Origin of the sequence: Hydrogenobacter sp. T-2, from assembly GCF_033971325.1 — a bacterium.
Lineage (GTDB): Bacteria > Aquificota > Aquificia > Aquificales > Aquificaceae > Pampinifervens > Pampinifervens diazotrophicum.
The window spans coordinates 174,784-194,950 of record NZ_CP117180.1; the positions used below are offsets into that span (position 1 = coordinate 174,784).

The window sequence follows — 20,167 nt, forward strand, 5'->3', positions numbered from 1 at the left end:
TATGGCGTCCAAGGCAAGTGGTGGTTCAACGAGGAACGGTAGAGATAGTAATTCCAAAAGGCTTGGTGTAAAAAGGCATGATGGTCAGATAGTCAAGGCAGGAAACATAATAATAAGACAGAGAGGGACAAAGGTTTATCCCGGCGTAAATGTGGGAATGGGTTCGGACTTTACCCTCTTTGCTTTGATAGATGGTGTGGTGAAGTTTGAAAATAGGAGAAATAAGAAGGTAGTAAGTGTCCTGCCCCTTGAGACCGCTACAGCCTGAGCTTTTTGTCTGTCTCTCTGTAGCCTACTAAGTCTTTTATGGCTTCTGCGAATTCTCTTATTTCTTTTTGAGCTCCTTCATGGGTTCTTAAGGTTATGAAGTTATCCAGAGCCACTCGTGGCACCGTCCAATAAAACCTTGTCTTCATAAACTGAGGCAGAATACCCCTTGCCAGTTCTTTGGCGACTTCCTTTTCCGTCATAGCCTTGTATAGGTCTTGTAGGTCTTGCACATACCAGTTTATCTTTTTCAGAAATAGTGAGTTCCAGGGTTCTTCTACTGGTTCTTCAATTGACGCCTGCTTGTTGCTCTTTGCCTGCTTTCTAAGATAGCCAGGAGTGTAAAAGTCTGGCTCGTAGCTCACATATCTTCTGCTAACTTCGTTATATGAGCCAAACCTATGCCTATGCCACTGGCGGGCTACAAAGAGCGGGCATTCCACTACAAAGGTATAGTAGTCCATATCTGTCCCGAGCTCAAGACTATCAACCAAACCAAGCCAGCCAGAGGAAGTCTCTATTTTATCTTTCACGTAGGCGTGGTCTGTAGAGTAGGCTTGTGGCTCTTGACCGAATATTATAGCAGTGGTAGCAGGCAGTTTTTCCTCTAAAGCTTTTTTTACCTCTGATGGGAATAGCTCCATGGCGTTTATGTAGTTCCTTAGGTTGAGCCATATGTATCCTTTAGAATAGTAAACTTGCACTGCAGGGCTTGGTAGGTTTTTAAGGATTTCAAGCCAAAGCCCTTTATCAGCTTCAAAGGCTATTATTACATGCTCAAAGGGTGAGGCATGCTTGTGCTGGAAGAGATATCTTATAAGCCTTGTGTCCCTTTCTTTGTCAACCTCTTCGTCCTTTGCAAAGGATACACGAGCACAGCGGACTATTCTTTGGTCAGAACCCATTATGTAGACTTTCATAAGACCTCCAGTAGTTTTTTCACACCACTGCTTGCTGGTTCTCTTATTATAACATCTGCAATGGGAGAGACAGGTGTGCTTTCTGGGTTTATCTCTATAACCTTTGCACCATGCTCCTTTGCAAGGTATGGAAGCTCACCCGCAGGATACACCACTGCGGAAGTGCCAATAACCACAAACACATCGCAACTCCTTGCCCACCCTATGGCAAGCTCTAAGGCATCCTCAGGCAGAGCCTCTCCAAACCAGACCACGTCTGGTCTAATATGCCCACCACATTCCTTGCAGGCAGGTGGAAGCTGTGCGTAGCTTACAGAATAGTCATAATAAACCGCACCACAGGAGAGGCATTTGACCCTCCATATATTCCCATGAAGCTCCACAAGTCTTTTTGAACCAGCCCTTTGGTGAAGCCCATCCACGTTTTGGGTAATAAGCAGGAAGTCTTCGCAGTATTTTTTCTCAAGCTCCACAAGTGCAATGTGCCCAGCGTTAGGCTCTGCTTTTGCTATTACGCTCCTTCTCCAAAGATACCACTCCCACACCAAAGCTGGGTTTCTTCTAAAAGCCTGGGGAGTGGCAAGATCTTCTGGTCTGTAGCTTTTCCAAAGACCACCTTGCCCCCTAAAGGTGGGAACACCACTCTCTGCGGATATGCCAGCACCAGTGAGGACTGCTAACTTCATAGGTAATTAGTTTATAGCTTTTTGGATGTGTAGTTTCAACTCCACACGATGGATTGGCAACGAGCAAAAGCATAAAGGTAAACACTTCAATGGGATAGCCAATAATATAGATGCTGAGGCACTCTGAAAAGCTCAAAGAAAAGACTGCCATATTGTAAGTTAACAATCATAGACCTTTCAATCCTCTTTGGTTAATACTACCCATTAACTTCAATAGGTAAAGGAGCTATTCAGTTGCCAGAAGGTCATGGGAACAAAAAAATCCCTAAGAGTCCTTTAGCTTATAATTATTACTATACCATGAAGAGGGTAAACAACAGAATTCTCTTTTCTTCTCCACAAGTGGATAGGCTTTTGCTCGGTTTTCTTTTGAGGCTCTTTGGTCTGTTTCTTAAAAGGGAAAGGATTTGCCATGTCGCTCTTGCAGGTGGGAAAACTCCAATAGAGCTTTACAGAATGCTTTCTTCTCAAAAGCTACCTTGGGATAGGCTTAGGTTTTATCTTAGTGATGAGAGGTATGTGCCTTTTTCTTCCGAGTTAAGCAACTATAGGGTGGTAAAAGAGGCGATAGGTAATAGAGGCAGGCTTGCCTTTTTTAAGACGGAGATGCCACTGGAAGAATGTGCTATGGATTATAGTTTTCAACTCCCAGATAGACTACATATAGCACTTCTTGGCGTGGGTGCGGACGGACATACTGCCTCTTTGTTCCCGGGTGTGGAGTGCCAAGATGTTAGTCCGAAGGTTTGCATAAGCAGGTCTCCTGATGGACTTCTTAGGCTGTCTCTAAAAGAAGAGTATCTCAATGAATCCTGTGTCCTTGTTTTTTTCCTAAAAGGTGAAGAAAAGAGGCAAGCTCTTGAAGCTATTATCAAAGGAGAAGATATTCCTGCCAGTAGGCTCGTGGGTAAATTAAAGAGCTACATATTCACTGACATAACCTATCCCTTGAAGTGAGAATCCATGCCTACTGCTATGTCCAAAAACCCTTTTTCAGGAACACATCTTCGACTTACCACAAGCATACAAGTTAACTCATCATACCAAAATAGAGGTTTAATATCCATAGCTTAAACACCACCTCATACCTTATGTTCTCAAACTTCACACTAGGGAGCGTTTCATTCACTGTGTAAAAATAAAGTAAGGAGCTCTTAACATTAAACAGCCAAGCAAAGAAAGAGTAAAACAATACCGCAAGGATTTCAACGAGCCACTCAAAGACCTGATGGCTCAAACTATAGTCAAAACGCTACAGGCAGAATTGTATCAATTCCTCAGCTACAAAAACACAAACGCTACTATAACACTAACTCCACAAATGGCTCATACAAAAAACCATAAATACACCCTCAGGTCAAATCAAAGTCTCTATACCAAGAGACAGACTATCCGAGTTTGAACCCACGCTTGTCCCAAAAGGTGAAAAAGTCCTGCTTAAAGAACTCCAAGAAAAACTCTTCCTACTATACTCTAAAGGCTTATCCACAAGAGATATACAAAACATCCTTGAAGACATATACCGCACAAGACTTTCTGCAAGCACCATATCAAGGTTAACTGACAGAATAATGCCAGAGGTCAAAGACTGGAATAGACACAGATGGCTACAAAGAGATACTTGGCTTTTGGCTTTCAAGACAGGAAAGTGCCAGCTTTTGGGTAAATGTTTTCAATGACCTCAAGGCAAGAGGAGTAGAGGACATACTTGTAGTGGTAAGCGACGAGCTAAAAGGTATACAAGAAGCAGTAAGGAGCGTATATCCCATAAGTGACCATCAGAAGTGTCTGGTTCACAAGGTAAGGAACAGTCTAAAGAAGGTCAAATACAAAGACAGGAAGAGAGTAGCCAGTGCATTGAGGGCAATATACATGTCTACCACGCAGATGCAAGCTAAGGAGAACTTTGAGAGGTTTAGGAGGGAATACCAAGTAGAGTATCCACAGGTAGTGAGGGACTGGGAAAGAGAGCTTGAGGAGATATTGACCTTTTACAGATATCCCTATGAAATAAGGAGGATGTTGGCGACTACGAACTTTGTGGAGAGTATAAACAGCAAGATAAGGAAGGTAATATATGGCAAGAGGATATTTCCAACGGATGAGGCGTTGTTGAAGGTGTGTTATGGAGTAGCTATGGACTTAGAGGAGGGTAAAGCCTTTGAGGGATTGGGAGAGGATATATGCTCAGCTGATAATTCTTTTTGAGGGTAGGCTATGAGGTGTGGTAGAATTTATACAAATTTTGAAATGGCCTCAATATTGCTACTTTATGGGTCAATAAGAGCTCCAAGTGAATTAGGGACATAACTTGATTATCATATACAGCATGGTTGAAAACATAAAGGAGTTGGAAAGCAAAAGGGCACGGGTAAGGCTTTTAATTATTCTTTTTCTCCTCTCCTTATGCTTTTTCTGGTAGTTAACGCCCTTTATTACTACACTGCAGTGAAGCCTCTAATTGAATATGCAAGAATTAAAGACAATGTGGAACATTTAAATCAAGTGCTTGATTCTGTAGGAGAATTACAAATAGAGAGAGGGCTTTCTCTTATTACCCCAAGTGAAAATAGCAAACTACAAGAACAAAGAGAAAAAGTTAATCTTAATCTTTTGAAAAACCTAATAGGGCAAGAAGCAGTTGAAAGCCTGTTACATTTTAGAGAAAAAGTTGATAACAAAAAAGTAAACAGGCTGGAAATATACTTATTCTATACTAATATAATAGCTAAAATCCTTGAAGATATACGCGTATACTATTGGTATTACCCTCAAAATGTGGAACTGTACAGACACATGCTTGTAAAAGTTACTCTCCTATATATCATAGAGTATGCAGGTAGGGAAAGAGCACTTTCAGTGTTTTGCGCATCAGAATCCTTAGAGAATCGTGCAAGGGCATGTCCTAAGGAAATATATGAAGAATATATTGAAGTAATTAAATTTCAAGAAGTTTATACTAAAGGACTTTTGAAGTTTTTGGACACAGAGACAAGTCGTAAAGCAAAGCGGGAAATTTACCAATTAAGTGACGAACATGAAAAGATAAGACATATTATTAGTTCTGGCTTGCCCCTTAAAAACTACGAACCTATGAAGGTCTACGATATTATAACAGGAAGAGTTGGAAGGATAAAAGATTTTTACAGATATTATGATCATATTTTTCAGAATTATTTGGATGAATACAGGGAAGAAGCTGTCCTTAATCTTGTAAAAATAACTCTGATGGGTTTTCCCCCCTTTTTATTTTTCTTATGGCTCGTTTTTCAGTTCAGCAGACATTACAGGACTATTCTTGACTTGAGTATTAGAGATACTCTCACGGGGCTTTATAACAGCAGATTTTTCTGGGAAATTTTTAGAATAGAGGTGGAAAAGGCAAAAAGATACAACCGTAGTCTTGCTCTTCTAATCCTTGACCTTGATAACTTCAAGCCCATAAACGATTTGCACGGACACACTATAGGAGATATGGTTTTAAAAGAGTTAGCTAAAATTATAAGAAGGAGAATAAGGAGCTCCGATTTTGCAGCTCGCTACGGTGGTGATGAGTTTGTTATAGTACTTTTAGAAGTTAAAGAAGAGGAAGCTCTAAAATTTGCGAACACTCTAAAAACCATGATAGAAAACACAAGGATTAAGACCAGTAAAGGACATGTAAGCCCAAAGGTTTCCATAGGAATAGCTCTATATCCAGACCATGGCAAAGACCATCTTGAAGTTTTTTCCTGTGCGGACACAGTTCTTTTAAACATAAAAAAGCACAAAAAGGGCAGTGTTGAAGTTTTTAAGCCTCAATCACCTTACCGGGATTAAATAGGTTCTTAGGGTCAAAAAGCCTCTTTATACCCTTGAGAAGCTCATACCCCGCTGGTCCAAACTGCCACTGGAGAAACTTTTTCTTTGTAAGACCCACACCATGCTCTCCAGTTATAGAGCCATTGTATTTGAGAGCTATTTCAAACACCTCATCCACAGCCCTTTCTGCTCTTTCTTCCTCTTCCCTGTTTGCCTTATCATAGAGAAGGTTCACATGCAAGTTCCCATCGCCTATATGACCGAATATAACCATCATAAGGTCATACTTCTTTGCTACTTTTCTGAACTCTGGTATGGCTTCTGAGAGGTATATCCTTGGTATTACTATGTCTTCGTTTATCTTACCTGTTTTGAGATTTCCCAAGGCTGGACCAAGGCTCTTTCTGGCACTCCATAGTTTTTCTTCCTCTTCTTTGCTTTGTGCGGTTTTCACTTCAATTCCCATAGGCTCAAGAAGGTTTTTTATATCTCTTATGTCTTCTTGGACGCTTGAGGGTGAGCCATCTACTTCTATAAGGAGCAAGGCGGATACCCTTGGCAGACCCACTGGCTTGTAGTCCTCCACAGCCCTTATGGCGTCCTCATCCATAAACTCAAGGGCAGAGGGAAATATGCCTGAGGTGAAAATTTTGGTGACCGCCTTGCCCACATCCTCAAGCCTGTTAAAGAGAGCCAGCGCGGTTGCCCTTGCCTTTGGCTTTGGTATGAGCTTGAGGGTTGCGGAGGTAATAAGACCTAAGGTCCCTTCTGAGCCTACAAGGAGCTTTGTAATATCGTAGCCTGCCACATCCTTTATAACAGGGTTGCCTGTCCTTATGGTCTGTCCCTCCTTTATGACTGCGGTAAGTCCAAGCACATACTCACGAGTGACCCCATACTTTAGACATCTTGGACCGCCTGCGTTCTCTGCAATGTTGCCTCCAAGGGTGGAATACTTAAAGGAGGAGGGGTCTGGTGGATAAAAGAGCCCAAGTTTCTCCACATACTCCTGAAACTGGGAGGTTATTACCCCGGGTTGGACCTCTGCAGTGGCATTGTCTACGTTTACCTCAAAGCTATTCATCCTCTCAAAGGAAACCACCACACCCCTTTCTGAGGTAGGCACAGCACCACCAGTTAGACCAGAGCCAGCACCCCTTGGAAATATAGGTATATCCTCTTCGTAGCAAACCTTTACCAGCTTTACCACATCTTCATGACTTTCTGGAAAAACCACAGCAGAAGGGAGAGCCCTCTCAATAGGTATAGGAGTTGCATCGTAAGAATAGAGTTTTCTCTCCACAAGAGAGGTGTTTACCTTTTCCTTTCCAAGAACTTCCACAATCTTATCTATAGGTTTTTTTCTAAGCACTCCAAACATGCCATAAAATATAAACCCAGCCTATATTTATAACAATGCCCCTTGTCAGTATGCTTTGGGGAAGTCAGGAGGGACATAGCTTTTATCCTTGGAAAATATTCTGGCTTTTGGAGAACCCTCACCCACATTGGGTAGAGACAGTAAAAGACAACCTAAAACTTGACTTCAGAGAAAGTGGCTTTAGGCAGTTTGTCTCCTTGTCCTCTAAACATCTTATTACCGATGCCATGCTCATGTTTGGGCTTGAGTATTCTCTGGAAAGAGAAAGGCTAATAGAAAGCCTCAATCCCATAAGGCTCACCGTCAGGGTAAAACCTGGTAGTTTTTTAGGCATTAGCCACCACTTTCTTGGAGCACCCTTCGAGATAGAAAATGACGAAGTGCTTAGGGAGTTCCTTTACACTTCAAGAAGACTGCTTGAGGAAGGTGGCTTTGGGTTAAGTGTTGTGGTTATATCATACAATCCCTTTGTGGAGGATATAATTTTAGAAAACTTGGAGAAGATACGCGGTCTTAACTACAGGTTTCATGGAGCAAGGCTATGATGGAAAAGGGCTACAAGGGTATTTTTAGCAAGATGGGAGAGGGTCTATTGGAAAAGTTCATAGAGGACCTAAAAAGGGAGATAGAAGAAAAGCCACAAGACCCAGAGCTTCTTTTTAAGCTGGGAGTTGCCTACACAAGAGCTGGAAAGGTTTCACAGGCAAGGGAGGTATACAAAAAGCTAAAGGAAATAGACCCCCAAAAAGCTGGCGAGCTTCTTGACATCATATACGAAGTGTAGGTTCACTTGGTGGGTTTATATATCACCGTTATGGTCCTTGCACCCACAAGAAGGGCTATACCTAAAGTCCAAAAGATCACATCAGTCCCCTTAATATTCCCGGCGAAGATATATATCATAAACTCTCTTATCATAAAGGCTATGGCTATTTCTATTAGTATTTCAATTCTAACCCTTTCGTGCTCAAAGTAGTCCACAAAAGCCCTCACCAGTTCAAGGAGTATAACTATAGACAGCACGTTGGTGACCAACTCCTTTATGCTAAGCCTCACCGTTTCTTCGGTGAACACAAAACCAAGCTCCATAATGGTCCTTCCCAAGCCCACAAAGAGCGAGAAGAGAAGTATTACTATGGCTATGTTGAAGACTATTCCAGTAAAAAACTTGTAGAGCTTTAATATCTTCTCCTGCGGGTTCATATCCTCTTGAGCTCTGAGGGAAGCTCCCTTGGTGGCACGCCCGTATATTCGGTCTCCGTTTCCTCATCAAGCCTTTTGGAGAAGGGCTTTTCCGTGGTGAGTTCTTCATAAACGTGTGCCACAAGCCCTGGCACCCTTCCTATTATGAAAAAGCCCTTTCCGAGCCTCCAATCAAAGCCCATCTCCGAGGTAACTGCAGCAATGCCTCCGTCCACATTGAGAACCAGCCTTTTACCCTTTTGCCTGCCAATTTCCTCTTGGACAGCTTCTGCAAACTCACAGTGCTTGCCATAAAAGCCAAGCTCTTTGGCTATATCCATAAGCCTCTTTGTTCTTGGGTCAAAGTCTTTGTAGTATCTGTGTCCATATCCTGGTATGGGTCTTTTTGCCTCAAGATACTCTCTTACTATATCTTCCACACTCCTTTGACTTGCCACACCCTCTTGGATAAACTTCATGGCATCCTCAAGAGCACCACCGTGAGCAGAGCCAAAGGCAAGCACACCTGCCGCAACACCCACATTGAGCGAGTTTCCACCAGAAGCGACCGCCCTTGCGGATATAACAGAAGGTGGTGCTATGCCATGGTCTATTACAGATACAAACATGGCTTCCATCATCTTGGATTCTTTCTCGTTGGGAAGCTCACCTTTGAGAATGAGGTATATAGCCTGAGCAAAGCTCAAGTTTCCCACAAGGTCCAAAAGTCTATAGCCCCTTATATAGGTCTCATGACCCACATGCTGGGTTATGGCGGTTCTCCACTTTTTCTCCATCTTATCCACCTCCAAGAAGTTCTTTGTTTATGCGTATTTTCGTGTTCTTTTTCAAATATTCCACATACTGGTTTAGCATAGCCTGAGATTTAAGACTAAGTATGTCTCCAAAAGCTTCTTCCTTTTCTTCTGGCTTTAATTCCCTTTTGCTTCTATTTTCCACAAGTATTACGCCATAGCCCTGTATGAGAGGATAAGGGCCAAAGACTCTATCTTGAGATAGCACTATACGAACCATATCCTTTTGGTCTATGTTGACCACTGCATTAAGCTGAAGGGCTGGCGTATCGGAGAAGTTGAGAAATCTCACCTGTGGTTTTTTACCCTCCTTCAAGAGCCCAGCAACTTCCTGTGCCTTTTGCTCTACCAAAGATTGGGACTTTTCCTCTATGAGTTTTTCTCTTACCTTTTCCTTTACCTTTTCAAAGTCCTCATAACCTGCAGGAATAACCTGTTTTAGATACAGAACCAAATAATCCTCACCCTCCTTTGTAATGCTTACCCTTTCCTGAGAGGTGAGCCTTTGAGCTTCTTTCTCAAGAAGACCGCCCGTCTTCTGAAAGTCCTCTGGCAATTTGTATTCTTGATAGCCTTCTGCTTCTTTTCCAGCTTTTAGATTGTTATAAATAGACAGTGCCTTCTCCTTATCCTTTTCTCTCCACACCCAAACCACTTTTCCTTCTGGTCTTTTGAAAAGCTCTTTGTTCTTCTGGTAATACTCCAATAGCTCCTGTTCTGTAGGTTTGTATTTTTGGGATACATCCGCAGAGGTTATAAGGTAGAGACTACCGCTCAGAAGAGTGCTGTCCGCAAGAAGGTTTATCTCTAACTCCTTTTCTGTAAGGTAAACGCCGTTGGTTAGAAAACTAAGGAGTTTTTGAATGCTAAGCAGTTTTCTTATGTATTCCTCGTATTCCTCTGGCGTCAAACCTATTCTTGAGAGCACCTCTCTGTATTTGGAAGAGCTAAAGAGCCCACCCTCTTGAAAGGATGGGTCAGACTTTATAACTTCAACCACCTCTTCATCGCTTGCAATAAAGGATAGACTCTTTGCCTTTTGATAAAGTAGCTCTTGGGCTATAAGGTTAGAGATAACTTGCTCCCTTATTAGCTCTTCCATCTGTGGGTTTTGCAGAAGGTCAGAAAACCTCAAAAGCTCTCTTCTATAGTCCTTAAGGGTTATACACCCTGAACCTACCTCCACCACACACCTCTTAGAAGGAGAAGTTATATCGCTGACACCTCCTGCAAAGAAGAGCCAAAGGAAAAACCCACCAGTAGCCAAAGCTACGATGGCTACGGTTATGTTCTTGTGCTTGTGCAAAATGGAATACATGGGAGAAAATTTTAGCATATATTATTTTGAATTCCTTTTTCAGGAGGGCTAATATGCTAAGCAAAGAACAGCTTGAACTATTGAGAGAGAAACTTCTGGAGGAGAAGGCAAAATTTCTTGAACGTTACAAAAAGAAAGAAGACACACAGGCACGCATAGGAGAGGAGGTAAAGGAGCCTGGGGACTTGGAAGACATAGGTCAGATGACCTACACGCAGGAGCTCCTTGATACCCTATCCTCAAGGGAGTTTTTCATCATCAAGGAAATAGACCACGCCCTTAGTAAAATGCAGGCAGGAACATACGGCATATGTGAATACTGCAACGAAGAGATACCCTTTGAGAGACTCTTGGCTATACCTTGGACAAGATACCATGCACACTGTGCAGAGAAGGCAGAAGAAGAGGGCATAGTGCCCACCTACCCAGCCTTTACCTTTGAAGCAACCATACCGGAGGAAATGGAAATTCAAAGAGAAGATATAACAGAAGCATGAACTTTGAGTTTTATCTACCCGTTGAGATAATCTTTGGTGTAGGTTCTGTAGACAAGATTGGAGAGGTTGGTAAACGCTTTGGCTACAGAGTCCTCATAGTCACTGGAAGGAAAAGTTCAAAGGAGAATGGCTCTCTTCAAAGGGTGATTGAATCCCTTAGAAGAAACGGTGCGGAAGAAGTTCTGGTATTTGACGAGATTGAACCAAACCCAACAGACAAGAGCGTAAACAAGGCGAGCGAGTTTGTGGTAAGGGAAAAGATAGACTACATTGTGGGTCTTGGTGGAGGGAGCAGTCTTGACAGTGCAAAAGCCATATCCATAGTCTCTTCCAACGAGGGCTACGCCTGGGACTATGTGAACTATCCTGAGGGTCCAAGGCTCATACCCTTCTTGAATAGACCTGTGATATGCATTCCAACCACTGCAGGCACGGGAAGCGAGGTAAACAGGTATGCGGTTCTTTCAAACCCCATAAGAAGGGAAAAGCTGGTTATATCTCACTCCTTAAACTACCCAAAGGTAGCCCTAATAGACCCATCCCTGACTGTGAGTATGGACAGAAGGCTTACAGCCATAACAGGCATAGACGCCCTTATGCATGCCCTTGAGTCTCTTACCAACAGGCTCTCCAACACCCTTGCAGAAGAGCTTGCCATAAGAGCCATAAGCCTTATAAAGCAGTGGCTACCTATTGCCATAGAAGAGCCAGAAAATCTTCAGGCAAGGTCTTATATGAGTTATGCGAGCATGCTTGCAGGCATTGCCATAGACAGAAAAAGGGTAGCCCTCATACATGGCATGGAGCATCCTGTGTCCGCCCACTACCCTCAGGTAGCTCATGGAGAAGGTCTTTCCGCTTTGGCACTTGCCATCACAGACTTTAATTACAAAGGAAATCCACAAAAATACGCCCTCTTTGCAGAGCTTATGGGTTATGAGCCAAAGCCTCACATGGCAGTAAAAGTTCTTGAGGATTTCTTAGAAAGGCTTGGCATGAGACTTAGCCTAAAAGACCTTGGCGTGGAAAAGGAAAAACTTGAAAGGCTTACAGAGGATGTGTATATGCTCTCAAGAGGCTTGTTTGCCATAAACCCCGTAGAGCCTACCCTTGAGGACGTGCAAAGGCTCTATGAAAGGGCATATGAGGGATATTGAGTGTCAATATTTATGATTTAACGCATAGTAATCCTTTAAGAATTTCGTTATATTGTAATTTACTTAAAAACTCTTAGGAGGTGCTAACATGTATGGAAACTATATAGTGGATGTTCCAGAGGATGCAGTGGTTAATATTAACTACGTGGTGCTCAAAGAGGGTGTTACCCTTGACGATGTGGCGGAAAAGGTGGCATATTTGTGCGAGCACGTAAAAACTTACCACTCAGACACAGGCTTTTACGGAGGCTTTGTGGCACTCAACACTGGCGGTGTCTCCCTTGAGGGTTCAACCGCAGGTCAGACCACAGAGCACCCACTCAAAAACAGAGAAGTGCTTATCATTACCTTTTGGAGGTCCTTGGAAGACCACGAAGAATCCCACAGAAGCGAAGGCTTTAACAAGCTCTTTAAGGAGCTAACAGAGCTTGCAGAAAGCACCCACGAAGTGGTATATCAGATGCTCTGGCAGGGCAAAGCTTACGACCCTGAAATGGCAAAGAAGGCAAGGGAAGCAAAAGAGGCAAACTGCATTAACTGTTAATCCTCCCAATACTCTGCCCCACAGTCTTCTTTTTCCCAAACTACCACTTTGGAGACTGTGGGGTATTTCTCCTTGACCTTCTGGTATATCCATCTTGACATGTTCTCCGCACTAGGAGAAAAGTCCACAATGTCATTGAGAAGCCTGTAGTCTGGCAGGAGCTCTTTCAAAAAGCCTTCCACCTCCAAAAAGTCGTAGCCCATACCACCTGCATCCACCTTGTCCGCCCTTATGTGAACCTCTACAAGCCATGTGTGACCGTGCACAGGCTCTGGAGCACCATGATAGTCTGTTAGAAAGTGTGCCCAGCTAAATTTTTTCCTCACTATCACATTCCAAGGCATTAGTCTATCTCCTCTCCTCTTATTAGCCTCTGTGCATAGTTTACACAAGCCAAGACCATAAACCACAAGGCGTGATTGTTGATATCCTCAAACTCTTCTTTGACCCACAGACTTCCATCTTCCCTTTTGACTAACTTTATGTATTCAAAGGCTTTTAGAGCCAAGGCTTTGTTTGAAACCTTTTGTAGGATCTTCTCCTTTATCTCCTCAGGAAGCGGTAGCTCCTGCATGTTTATCCTCCCTAAAAGAAAATATAAAAAGTGGCACGAGCCCAAAGTAAAAGTTCCATAGTCTGAATTTATAAGTATAGCCGAGAAATAGGCTATTTTCAGAGGGAATTGGTAGCTCAAAGTATGAGCCTAAGTATGACTTTTCCCTTTCCTTTTCCAAAACTAAAAGTAAGCAGTTAGTTGGTGGAAGGACTTTGAGCCACGAACCCTCCTGCCAGAAAAGGGTGGACTTTTTACTAAAGGAGATTATACCTTTACCTCTCTTGAGCTCCTTAAGGAAGTCCTCTTTGCTTTCTATCCTTTTACTGCTTATGAGAAAGTTGCGTAGAATCCTAAAACTGTGCGTATAGTTTGGAAACAAAAACCTTATGCCCACTTCCCTTATGTATACCTTTACATGATGGTCAAGCCCCGCAACTATTGGATTTTTTATACCCATCTTCATATACATAAGAGCGTATCCTTTTATGTCCACAAGCCTCTTTATACAGTTCAAAGCCAAGTTTATGGAGATTAAAGACCTTAGAGCTATGTAAGGCAGGAGAAAGAAAAGGAGCATTTTTCTCTCAAGCAGAGCATCCTTTAGGTCTATTAGCTCAAAAAGATAATCTTCTGGAAGAGGTAGACGCCATTTATATTTTTCCTTGAAGGGATGTGCTACCACTTTTAGGTCTCCCACTTCAAGAATATCTCCGAGCACTTTACCCTTTTCATCTGTAATCTTTACTTCCTTACCCGCTATTATGCCCCCATCCGCAAAGTATTTTATATGGTCGTTGTCGTGGTCTGTAATTACGAGAAAATCTATATCTTCTTCCCTTGAAGCCTTTTTTAGGTCCTCTGGTTTTCCAAGAGAGTCGTAGGAAAACTGTGTATGGATATGGAGCTCAAAAGAATACAGATATACAGGTGGTAGGTCTGGGAAACTCGTCTTATTTACCTTTTCAACCTTAAAAAACCTTACAGGATAAAGCTCTGCAACCAGTATATATACTACAAGGAGAAGGATTACCAAAAGTATGTAGGTCATCCCACTCTTGTTTTTAATCTCACTTCTTCCATAGTTTCTTTGGCTATCTGTCTTGCCTTTTCTGAGCCTTCCTCAAGTATATGTATAAGAAGCTCCCTGTCTTTGGCAACTTGTTCTCTTTTTTCTCTGATAGGTTTAAGAAAAGCCTCAAGACCCTCAAGCATGATTTTTTTACAGTCCACGCATCCAAGTCTACCGCTTTTGCATTCCCTTTCTATTTCTTGAGTTCTTTCTGATGGAGAGAAAACCTTATGGTAGAAAAACACAGGGCATATCTCTGGTCTTCCGGGGTCTCCCTTTCTTAGCTTTTGAGGATCTGTATAAAAGCTCATGACCTTTTTCTTTACCTCCTCTTCGCTGTCTGCAAAGTATATGGCGTTGTTGTAGGATTTGCTCATCTTTCTTCCATCTGTGCCTGGAAGTCTTGGAGTTTCTGTGAGCATAGCTTGAGGTTCTGGAAAGATTTCTCCGTATAAGTGGTTAAACCTTCTTGCTATTTCTCTTGAGAGCTCTATGTGAGGTAGCTGGTCTTCTCCTACAGGGGCTGCCTGAGCCTTGTATATGAGTATGTCCACTGCCTGAAGCACGGGGTAGCCTAAAAAGCCGTAAGTGTCCGTGTCGTAAAAGTCCCTCTTTGAGACATTGAGTTCCTTAAACATTTCCTTATCCAGATATCCCTCAAAGAGAGCGGTTATAAGAGCGTCAGATATGGTGTCAAGAAGTAGCTCCTCAAGAGCGTCAAAGTCTTCAACCTTGTAAGGAAGTTTTGCTACAAAGGTCTTTATGTGGTCTCTAAGACCGCCTTTAAACATAAGGCTAAGGTCTGCAATCCTAAGGAGGTTATACTTAGTGTCCTTGTAAGTGGGGTTCCACTCAAGCCAGCTCTTGGGGGTTATCATGGAAAATATGAGGAAAAGCTCCGCATGTTCCTTTACCTTTGATTGTTGAAATACCACACTCTTTTTTGGGTCAATGCCTAAAGTAAGCCAGTCTATGAGCATATCCTCTATGTTCTGAGGTATCTCATCTACCTTTTTGTAGCCTGTAGTGAGGGCATGCCAGTCCGCTACCATATAAAAGGTCTCGTGTTCCTCTTGGAGTTTTACCCAGTTTTTTATCACGCCAAAGTAGTGCCCAAGGTGCAATTTCCCTGTAGGCCTCATACCGCTTAAAACTCTCATAGTCTAAATATTAAAACACAGCTAACGATTATAATAATTATCATGGACCTTCTTACGGTTATAGGTGTTGTGGGAGGGCTTGTAGCTCTTCTTATAGGTGCGGTTCTTAAAGGAGCGAGCATTCTTTTTCTTATTCAGCCTGCTGCCTTCGTTATAGTGGTACCAACCACCCTGTTTGCAAGTTTAGTAACCGTGCCTTTGGCAAAGTTTTCTCTAATTATAGAAGGACTTAAACTGGCTTTTAAGGGCGGGGGCAACGAGGTTCTTGAGACAAAGACTCAGCTTGTCGAACTGGCAAATATTGTAAGGAAGGAAGGTATGCTTGCCCTTGAAACCCGTGCGGAGGAGATAGAGGATCCCTTTCTTAGAAGGGCTATAGACCTTATGGTTCTTGGTGTGGACGAAAACGTGCTTGTGGAAAGTCTTGAGGCGGAAATAGCAAAAAAGGAGGAAGACTTTGAAATAGCGGTGGAATACTGGAAAAACTCCGCAGAGAGTGCACCTACCTTTGGGCTTGTGGGTGCGGTTTTTGGGCTCATGAAGGCTCTAAAGAGCCTTGACAACGCTCAGGAACTTGCTTATGGAATATCATCCGCATTTGTTGCAACAGTTTACGGTATAACCTTTTCTTACTTAATCTTTGGTCCTATCTCCAAAAAGATCAAGATAAAGTCAAAGGAGGAAATATTGAGAATGTATATGATATTGGATGCCTGCAGGATGATGGTGAGAGGCGAAAACCCAAGGCTAATAGAAGAAAGGCTTAACTCCTACGTTGAGGTCAAATAATGGCAAGGAAAAAGAAGTGTCCAGAGGAAGTATCAGAGAAATGGGCTATACCCTATGCGGACTTTCTAACGCTACTTCTTTGTCTTTTTATAGCCCTCTTTGCTATGGCTCAAGCTGGCAAGCAAGCTGCTCTTGAATACGCTCAGGCTTTTGCGAAGGCTTTTGGTATGAGGCTTGTTCCCTTTCAGGAAACTCTGCCAAAGCAAATACTTCCAGAACCAGTGCTTAAAAGGGCGGAGCCAACAGAAAGGGGTAGAAGACTTCAAAGACAGCTTCAGGAGCTCCAAGAGATGCTAAAAGGTATGGGGCTTGAGGGAGAGTTTAAAATAGCCTACGAAGCAATAGGCATAAGGCTAATACTTCAGGAAAAGCTACTCTTTGAATCTGGAAGGGCAGATATAAAGTCAGAGATGAGACCTGTGCTTGACAAACTTTACGAGATAATCAAAGACCTACCAAACCCCGTGGAGGTAGAGGGGCATACAGACAGCATACCCATATCCACTGAAAGGTTTCCTTCTAACTGGGAGCTGTCTACCGCAAGGGCGAGCGCCATTGTAAGATACTTCATAGCTAAAGGTATAAACCCAGAAAGGTTAAAGGCGTCAGGTTATGCGGACACCAGACCTATAGCTCCCAACACCACTCCAGAAGGCAGAGCCCAAAACAGAAGAGTAGAAATAGTTATTCTCAACATAAGGGGTTCGGAGCTAACCCAACCTCAACCATAAGGCTTTCTGTGATAAAGTTTATCTCTTCCTCGGTAAGGTAAGGATGGACTGGTATGGAAAAGACTTCTTTTCTGAATTTTTCTGCGTTTGGTGTGGGTAAGTGCTCCGCACCTCTTAGCTGGTGCAAAAGATAGCTATAATAGACCCTTGCGTCCACACCCTTTTCTCTTAGTTTTTCCACTATGGCGTCTCTGTTGGGATGCCTTAGGGTATAAAGATGGTATACGTGGTATGCTCCTTCTCTTGCCACAGGATGGACAAAGCCACCGTTTAAGGATTGCATATACTTAGAGGCGTTCTCCCTTCTTTTTTTGTTGTGCTCTTCAAGCCTTTTTAGCATAAGGTATCCTATGCCTGCTTGAAACTCGGTTATCCTAACATTAAAGGCAGGGTGGTCTCCAAAGTCTATCCACTTTTTAATCTCTTTAGCGAGTTTGTCGCTGTTTGTGGCTATTGCACCACCTTCTCCCATAGGTAGGTTCTTGGAGGCATAAAAGCTAAAGGCGGAGATATGCCCGAGAGAGCCAGCCCTTTTGCCCTTCCAAAGAGCTCCGTGAGCTTGAGCAGAATCTTCAAGCACATAAAAGCCATACCTTTCAGAGAGCCACATAATGGCGTCCATATCCGCAGTCTGTCCGTATAGATGCACGGGTATAACCACCTTTGGTCTGTATTTTTTTACCGCATCCTCAAGTTGCTCAGGGTCCATGGTATAGTAGCTGTCCACATCCACTACCACTGGCACACCACCCGCAAGATAGACCGCATCAATGGTTGCCATAAAACTCATAGCAGGGACTATTACCCTTTCTCCCTCAACACCAAGAGCCTTCAAAGCTATAAAGAGAGCTACAGTCCCAGAGCAAACAGTAAACATATGCTTTACGCCAAGGTATTGGGCAAACTCCTCTTGAAAAAGAGAAGTCCACTTACCCCTCGTTATCTGCCCACTTTCCAAGATCTCAAGCACAAGCTCCTTTTCCTCTTGTGTAAACCTCTGCTCAATAATTTTAATCATAATCAAACCAATATACGCCTAATACCATTGCAAAGTTGCGAAAGGTAAAGTATAGCAGGTCTATAGCCAATGCAAATTTTCACAAGACCTTAAGCAAAGTTTCCAATCTCTCTGCGTCAGTGAAGCTGGTGGACAAGTCCGCTGTAGGATGCCCATATAGACCGCAAAGGGAGACCACCTTTGTGTCTGTGTGCTTTTTCAAAAGCCTTATTACAAAGTCCGTTCTATAGCAATGGACTCCCACAAGCACCGTTAGGTCATGTTTCCCGTGCAGGACCGCATGGTGTGGGTTTGGTGGGTCCATCTCCACCGCAGGGTCATAATTTTTGAGCTTTGGTCTGTAGTCAGGCAAAGCCTTTATGTTAAACTTCCCTACCTTTTCTATCAGTTCCCTTACAAGCCTTGCCTTATTTTGTAGCTCCTTATCTCCAAAATCCCAAAAGAGCAAGGGTCCCACCACCAGCGTGGGTTTTTCCGATTCCCTTATCCACTTTGCAAGGGTTTCAAAGGCTTGCTGGTAGCTAAGGACTTCTTCTCCTATGGTTGCCTCTCCGAGGAAAACCTCCCTTTGCATAGAGGTTCTTGTCCTGTCCTCCTCAGGCGTCGGCACTGCCTTAGGCTTTTTGTAATAGGAGGGTTTAAAGTCCGCAAGGTAAGGTGAAAAGTCAAAGCTAAGCTCTCTTTTGCCAAAATCCTCTTTCACATCTTCCTTTATGGAGAGACTGCTATAGAGGTCTTCTTTTATGAGGTCAAGCTCCACTGTAAACTCTCCATGATATGCCTTTTCTTCCTCTTCCACTCCAAGACTGTAGCAAGTGGTCCCTACTATATCAAAAAGCACACCCTTGGCACCTTCTTGAGAAGCCTTTCTGAATATCTCATACCGCTTTTCGTAAAACTCATAACAGCAGTGTCCTATATAGGTGTATCCATTCTGAGCACACCAAAGGAGCGTATCCCTCAAAAGCTCAAAGGAGGTTATAGTAATAGGTATCATGCCCTTTTGGTAGGCGAGCCTGTAGGCATCTCCCACCGTGCAACCTCCACACTCCCCACAGTCATCAAGATGTCTGTAGTCGCACCAGCGAGGCTTGGCGCAATAAGGCAGAAGCATAACCTTAGCCTTTTCTATGTTTTCTATAAGCCCACCACCTATGGACGCTATTATGTTATTCAGTCTTTTTTTTTCTATACCCAAGTCTATTCCCTCTATTTTCCGCAGAGGGAAAAGCACAGCCTCTACAAGGTCATCCACTGTAAGGTTTAGCCCTTCCCAGTCCCTTTGAGAGAAAAACTCCCTTATTCTCTTTTCCACATCCACTATGGGTGTGTGCTTTAGATAAGCCTCAAGGTCGTATATGAGCCTTTGAGGTCTCACGAAAAAGTCTCCGTTTATTATTACCTGTTGGAGGACCTTGCTCTGCAGGTCCACCTTGGCAGAAACCCTAAAGGTTCCACCAGGGCATCTGTATATGCCATAGAGCATTTCACTATCTTCAGGTGCTTTCTTTACATGATAGACCCAATCATCACTTCTAAAATAGTCCCTTTTTTCTTCAAGTAGCCTTATCTCCTCCTGTGTAAGGTCTCCCCACTCAAATTCAATGTTGAGTTCTTCCCTTAGACCCTCAAGAAGTGCGGAAAAAACCTCTTCCTTGGGAGGCAAATACCCCAAAGCCCTCTTTACCCACTCAACCCTGTCCTCTGCGGATTTTATACCCTTTGAAGTGAGCTTTTCTACAGGAATCTGCAGGGACTTTAGCATCCTTTCCACGTTAAAGTCCATAAGCACCGTTCCTTGATATAGGAAAGCTCTGCCTTCAAAAACTCCACCTGTGCCAGATATCTTTCTGCCCTCCACCTCTATGTCATTTCTTGGTCTAAACTCCGCCCTTATTCCAAGTTTTTGAAGTCCCTTTGCCACACCGGTGCATATTTTCCTTGTAAGCTCTTCGTAGCTAAGGTTTCCAAGCTGGTCGGTGGTGGCTATAACCTCCCAACCTATCTGCGTTTCGTCAAAGTATATGGCACCACCGCCTGTTATCCTTCTTCCTACCTCTATGCCCTCTCTTTGTGTATATTCAAACCTTACCTCTTGCTCCACAGCTTGATGAAAGCCCACAAGCACGCACTCAGGTTTAAACTGCAAAAACCTTATAGTGGGTGGAATTTTACCTTCGGACATTAAGTCCAGCATTATCCTATCAAGTGCTATGTTCTCATAGTGAGGTCTTTGACCTGTATACAAAACTCGCCACATACCTGCCTCCTTTTTA

22 protein-coding genes and 1 pseudogene are annotated in these 20,167 nt (G+C 43.1%); 11 read left to right on the plus strand and 12 right to left on the minus strand.

Features of this window, described 5'->3' with window-relative positions:
• Position 1: 1 nt before the first annotated feature.
• Positions 2-268: a 50S ribosomal protein L27 gene (gene rpmA / locus IAE16_RS01010; RefSeq protein ID WP_323700845.1), complete on the plus strand. Its 267-nt coding sequence runs from the start codon at positions 2-4 to the stop codon at positions 266-268.
• Here rpmA and thyX read toward each other — a convergent pair.
• Both thyX and IAE16_RS01020 read right to left on the minus strand, forming a co-directional pair.
• Entirely contained in the window at positions 258-1,187 is a 930-nt protein-coding gene (gene thyX, locus IAE16_RS01015; protein ID WP_323700846.1) for an FAD-dependent thymidylate synthase, read from the minus strand. The two genes, rpmA and thyX, sit on opposite strands and share 11 nt — an antisense overlap.
• Complete coding sequence (locus IAE16_RS01020) at positions 1,184-1,873, minus strand: SIR2 family NAD-dependent protein deacylase (protein ID WP_323700847.1); 690 nt, start codon at positions 1,871-1,873, stop codon at positions 1,184-1,186. Before IAE16_RS01020 ends, thyX begins: the two co-directional genes overlap by 4 nt.
• Before the next feature lie 300 nt (positions 1,874-2,173).
• Between IAE16_RS01020 and IAE16_RS01025 the strand changes: the two genes are divergently transcribed.
• From IAE16_RS01025 to IAE16_RS01035, 3 genes and pseudogenes are all read left to right on the plus strand, one after another.
• Positions 2,174-2,830 carry a 6-phosphogluconolactonase gene (locus IAE16_RS01025; protein WP_323700848.1) on the plus strand — a complete coding sequence of 219 codons (657 nt, stop codon included), beginning with the start codon at positions 2,174-2,176 and terminating at the stop codon, positions 2,828-2,830.
• A 416-nt stretch (positions 2,831-3,246) separates the two neighbouring features.
• Positions 3,247-4,081, plus strand: a pseudogene (locus tag IAE16_RS01030) (IS256 family transposase).
• A 198-nt stretch (positions 4,082-4,279) separates the two neighbouring features.
• Positions 4,280-5,692, plus strand: coding sequence for a diguanylate cyclase (locus tag IAE16_RS01035; RefSeq protein ID WP_323700849.1), 1,413 nt, complete (start codon positions 4,280-4,282; stop codon positions 5,690-5,692).
• Here the strand turns inward: IAE16_RS01035 and IAE16_RS01040 are convergent.
• On the minus strand, positions 5,664-7,055 hold the full coding sequence (locus IAE16_RS01040; protein ID WP_323700850.1) for an FAD-binding oxidoreductase: 1,392 nt from the start codon (positions 7,053-7,055) through the stop codon (positions 5,664-5,666). The two genes, IAE16_RS01035 and IAE16_RS01040, sit on opposite strands and share 29 nt — an antisense overlap.
• Before the next feature lie 35 nt (positions 7,056-7,090).
• Here IAE16_RS01040 and IAE16_RS01045 point away from each other — a divergent pair, with 35 nt between their 5' ends.
• Positions 7,091-7,600: a hypothetical protein gene (locus tag IAE16_RS01045; RefSeq protein ID WP_323700851.1), complete on the plus strand. Its 510-nt coding sequence runs from the start codon at positions 7,091-7,093 to the stop codon at positions 7,598-7,600.
• Positions 7,597-7,839 (plus strand): tetratricopeptide repeat protein, encoded by a 243-nt coding sequence (locus tag IAE16_RS01050; RefSeq protein ID WP_323700852.1) that lies wholly within the window; start codon positions 7,597-7,599, stop codon positions 7,837-7,839. Before IAE16_RS01045 ends, IAE16_RS01050 begins: the two co-directional genes overlap by 4 nt.
• 2 nt (positions 7,840-7,841) lie before the next feature.
• On the opposite strand, the gene IAE16_RS01055 is transcribed toward IAE16_RS01050, so the two are convergent.
• From IAE16_RS01055 to IAE16_RS01065, 3 genes are read right to left on the minus strand one after another with little or no spacing between them, the layout of a single operon-like run.
• Positions 7,842-8,258, minus strand: a complete 417-nt coding sequence (locus IAE16_RS01055) for a phosphate-starvation-inducible PsiE family protein (RefSeq protein WP_323700853.1) — start codon at positions 8,256-8,258, stop codon at positions 7,842-7,844.
• Entirely contained in the window at positions 8,255-9,034 is a 780-nt protein-coding gene (locus IAE16_RS01060) for a citryl-CoA lyase (protein WP_323700854.1), read from the minus strand. Before IAE16_RS01060 ends, IAE16_RS01055 begins: the two co-directional genes overlap by 4 nt.
• A gap of 1 nt (position 9,035) precedes the next feature.
• The gene (locus IAE16_RS01065; protein WP_323700855.1) at positions 9,036-10,388 is read right to left on the minus strand and encodes a peptidylprolyl isomerase; all 1,353 of its coding nucleotides are present in this window, start codon (positions 10,386-10,388) and stop codon (positions 9,036-9,038) included.
• Between the two features lie 35 nt (positions 10,389-10,423).
• On the opposite strand from IAE16_RS01065, the gene IAE16_RS01070 reads away from it, so the two are divergent.
• The 3 genes from IAE16_RS01070 (at position 10,424) to IAE16_RS01080 (ending at position 12,568) form a co-directional block, all read left to right on the plus strand.
• Positions 10,424-10,867, plus strand: a complete 444-nt coding sequence (locus tag IAE16_RS01070) for a TraR/DksA family transcriptional regulator (RefSeq protein WP_323700856.1) — start codon at positions 10,424-10,426, stop codon at positions 10,865-10,867.
• Positions 10,864-12,024 (plus strand): iron-containing alcohol dehydrogenase, encoded by a 1,161-nt coding sequence (locus IAE16_RS01075; RefSeq protein WP_323700857.1) that lies wholly within the window; start codon positions 10,864-10,866, stop codon positions 12,022-12,024. Before IAE16_RS01070 ends, IAE16_RS01075 begins: the two co-directional genes overlap by 4 nt.
• 88 nt (positions 12,025-12,112) lie before the next feature.
• Positions 12,113-12,568: a ligand-binding protein SH3 gene (locus IAE16_RS01080; RefSeq protein ID WP_323700858.1), complete on the plus strand. Its 456-nt coding sequence runs from the start codon at positions 12,113-12,115 to the stop codon at positions 12,566-12,568.
• Here the strand turns inward: IAE16_RS01080 and IAE16_RS01085 are convergent.
• From IAE16_RS01085 to trpS, 4 genes are read right to left on the minus strand one after another with little or no spacing between them, the layout of a single operon-like run.
• Positions 12,565-12,912, minus strand: a complete 348-nt coding sequence (locus IAE16_RS01085; RefSeq protein WP_323700859.1) for a 6-pyruvoyl trahydropterin synthase family protein — start codon at positions 12,910-12,912, stop codon at positions 12,565-12,567. The genes IAE16_RS01080 and IAE16_RS01085 overlap by 4 nt on opposite strands.
• On the minus strand, positions 12,912-13,142 hold the full coding sequence (locus tag IAE16_RS01090; RefSeq protein ID WP_323700860.1) for a hypothetical protein: 231 nt from the start codon (positions 13,140-13,142) through the stop codon (positions 12,912-12,914). The genes IAE16_RS01085 and IAE16_RS01090 overlap by 1 nt, the downstream gene beginning before the upstream one ends.
• The gene (locus IAE16_RS01095; RefSeq protein WP_323700861.1) at positions 13,120-14,172 is read right to left on the minus strand and encodes a PHP domain-containing protein; all 1,053 of its coding nucleotides are present in this window, start codon (positions 14,170-14,172) and stop codon (positions 13,120-13,122) included. The genes IAE16_RS01090 and IAE16_RS01095 overlap by 23 nt, the downstream gene beginning before the upstream one ends.
• Positions 14,169-15,353 carry a tryptophan--tRNA ligase gene (gene trpS / locus IAE16_RS01100; RefSeq protein ID WP_323700862.1) on the minus strand — a complete coding sequence of 395 codons (1,185 nt, stop codon included), beginning with the start codon at positions 15,351-15,353 and terminating at the stop codon, positions 14,169-14,171. Before trpS ends, IAE16_RS01095 begins: the two co-directional genes overlap by 4 nt.
• Positions 15,354-15,395: 42 nt before the next feature.
• Between trpS and IAE16_RS01105 the strand changes: the two genes are divergently transcribed.
• Positions 15,396-16,142: a motility protein A gene (locus tag IAE16_RS01105; RefSeq protein ID WP_323700863.1), complete on the plus strand. Its 747-nt coding sequence runs from the start codon at positions 15,396-15,398 to the stop codon at positions 16,140-16,142.
• A complete protein-coding gene (locus IAE16_RS01110; protein WP_323700864.1) occupies positions 16,142-16,873 on the plus strand; it encodes an OmpA/MotB family protein in 732 nt (243 codons plus the stop codon). Before IAE16_RS01105 ends, IAE16_RS01110 begins: the two co-directional genes overlap by 1 nt.
• On the opposite strand, the gene IAE16_RS01115 is transcribed toward IAE16_RS01110, so the two are convergent.
• The gene (locus IAE16_RS01115) at positions 16,833-17,891 is read right to left on the minus strand and encodes a DegT/DnrJ/EryC1/StrS family aminotransferase (RefSeq protein WP_323700865.1); all 1,059 of its coding nucleotides are present in this window, start codon (positions 17,889-17,891) and stop codon (positions 16,833-16,835) included. The genes IAE16_RS01110 and IAE16_RS01115 overlap by 41 nt on opposite strands.
• Before the next feature lie 79 nt (positions 17,892-17,970).
• Positions 17,971-20,151, minus strand: coding sequence for a lipoyl protein ligase domain-containing protein (locus tag IAE16_RS01120; protein ID WP_323700866.1), 2,181 nt, complete (start codon positions 20,149-20,151; stop codon positions 17,971-17,973).
• Positions 20,152-20,167: the final 16 nt, after the last annotated feature.

Excerpts from the sequence above, each read along its gene's own strand:
- rpmA (WP_323700845.1), top strand. The coding sequence starts at position 2 with ATGGCGTCCAAGGCAAGTGGTGGTTCAACGAGGAACGGTAGAGATAGT.
- thyX (WP_323700846.1), bottom strand. The coding sequence starts at position 1,187 with ATGAAAGTCTACATAATGGGTTCTGACCAAAGAATAGTCCGCTGTGCT.
- IAE16_RS01020 (WP_323700847.1), bottom strand. The coding sequence starts at position 1,873 with ATGAAGTTAGCAGTCCTCACTGGTGCTGGCATATCCGCAGAGAGTGGT.
- IAE16_RS01025 (WP_323700848.1), top strand. The coding sequence starts at position 2,174 with ATGAAGAGGGTAAACAACAGAATTCTCTTTTCTTCTCCACAAGTGGAT.
- IAE16_RS01035 (WP_323700849.1), top strand. The coding sequence starts at position 4,280 with ATGCTTTTTCTGGTAGTTAACGCCCTTTATTACTACACTGCAGTGAAG.
- IAE16_RS01040 (WP_323700850.1), bottom strand. The coding sequence starts at position 7,055 with ATGTTTGGAGTGCTTAGAAAAAAACCTATAGATAAGATTGTGGAAGTT.
- IAE16_RS01045 (WP_323700851.1), top strand. The coding sequence starts at position 7,091 with ATGCCCCTTGTCAGTATGCTTTGGGGAAGTCAGGAGGGACATAGCTTT.
- IAE16_RS01050 (WP_323700852.1), top strand. The coding sequence starts at position 7,597 with ATGATGGAAAAGGGCTACAAGGGTATTTTTAGCAAGATGGGAGAGGGT.
- IAE16_RS01055 (WP_323700853.1), bottom strand. The coding sequence starts at position 8,258 with ATGAACCCGCAGGAGAAGATATTAAAGCTCTACAAGTTTTTTACTGGA.
- IAE16_RS01060 (WP_323700854.1), bottom strand. The coding sequence starts at position 9,034 with ATGGAGAAAAAGTGGAGAACCGCCATAACCCAGCATGTGGGTCATGAG.
- IAE16_RS01065 (WP_323700855.1), bottom strand. The coding sequence starts at position 10,388 with ATGCTAAAATTTTCTCCCATGTATTCCATTTTGCACAAGCACAAGAAC.
- IAE16_RS01070 (WP_323700856.1), top strand. The coding sequence starts at position 10,424 with ATGCTAAGCAAAGAACAGCTTGAACTATTGAGAGAGAAACTTCTGGAG.
- IAE16_RS01075 (WP_323700857.1), top strand. The coding sequence starts at position 10,864 with ATGAACTTTGAGTTTTATCTACCCGTTGAGATAATCTTTGGTGTAGGT.
- IAE16_RS01080 (WP_323700858.1), top strand. The coding sequence starts at position 12,113 with ATGTATGGAAACTATATAGTGGATGTTCCAGAGGATGCAGTGGTTAAT.
- IAE16_RS01085 (WP_323700859.1), bottom strand. The coding sequence starts at position 12,912 with ATGCCTTGGAATGTGATAGTGAGGAAAAAATTTAGCTGGGCACACTTT.
- IAE16_RS01090 (WP_323700860.1), bottom strand. The coding sequence starts at position 13,142 with ATGCAGGAGCTACCGCTTCCTGAGGAGATAAAGGAGAAGATCCTACAA.
- IAE16_RS01095 (WP_323700861.1), bottom strand. The coding sequence starts at position 14,172 with ATGACCTACATACTTTTGGTAATCCTTCTCCTTGTAGTATATATACTG.
- trpS (WP_323700862.1), bottom strand. The coding sequence starts at position 15,353 with ATGAGAGTTTTAAGCGGTATGAGGCCTACAGGGAAATTGCACCTTGGG.
- IAE16_RS01105 (WP_323700863.1), top strand. The coding sequence starts at position 15,396 with ATGGACCTTCTTACGGTTATAGGTGTTGTGGGAGGGCTTGTAGCTCTT.
- IAE16_RS01110 (WP_323700864.1), top strand. The coding sequence starts at position 16,142 with ATGGCAAGGAAAAAGAAGTGTCCAGAGGAAGTATCAGAGAAATGGGCT.
- IAE16_RS01115 (WP_323700865.1), bottom strand. The coding sequence starts at position 17,891 with ATGATTAAAATTATTGAGCAGAGGTTTACACAAGAGGAAAAGGAGCTT.
- IAE16_RS01120 (WP_323700866.1), bottom strand. The coding sequence starts at position 20,151 with ATGTGGCGAGTTTTGTATACAGGTCAAAGACCTCACTATGAGAACATA.